The organism is Amycolatopsis jejuensis, from assembly GCF_000717335.1.
Classification (GTDB): Bacteria; Actinomycetota; Actinomycetes; order Mycobacteriales; family Pseudonocardiaceae; genus Amycolatopsis; species Amycolatopsis jejuensis.
Window position 1 is genome coordinate 1 of the sequence record NZ_JNYZ01000113.1, and the last position, 518, is coordinate 518.

The 518-nt window shown below is 61.4% G+C and carries 1 protein-coding gene; it reads right to left on the reverse strand.

Annotated features, from left to right (window positions below):
* Nucleotides 1-38: 38 nt before the first annotated feature.
* Nucleotides 39-410: a nitroreductase/quinone reductase family protein gene (locus OO71_RS45990; RefSeq protein WP_245633996.1), complete on the reverse strand. Its 372-nt coding sequence runs from the start codon at nucleotides 408-410 to the stop codon at nucleotides 39-41.
* Between the last annotated feature and the right edge of the window lie 108 nt (nucleotides 411-518).

Sequence of the window (518 nt, forward strand, 5' to 3'; positions counted from 1 at the left end):
TCGGGGATGCCTGGTGGCAAGGTTGTCCTGCGGATTGCTTATGCGGTCGGGGCGGGTTCGAGTACGACTACCGGGATTGTTCGCTCGGTGTAGGTTGCATAGGTCGCGTATGGCGGGTAGATCTGCACCGCTCGTTCCCACAATCGGGCTCGCTCCGTGCCTTCGGCGACGCGCGGGCGGACCTGTCGGTGTTCGCCGCCGGGTAGTTCCACTTCGGTGGTTGTCATTGCCGTCAGGTTGTGGAACCACGCGGGGTGCGCGTCCACGCCGCCTTTCGAGGCGACGACGACCAGCCTTTCCGCTGGTTTTGCGGAACAGGAACGTGGTGAGTCGCGCGAGTTGTCGTTGCAGCTTCCAGTAGTGAGACGTCGGTGCGGGAGGCTTCGGCATGAGCAAATAGTGTCACACACTGACAACAGTCGTCAACTGACAAATGACGGCTGATGACGTGACTGTCGTATGCTGGTGGCATGGAGAAGCTCGGCCTTCGGGAACGGAAGAAGCAGCGGACACGGGAG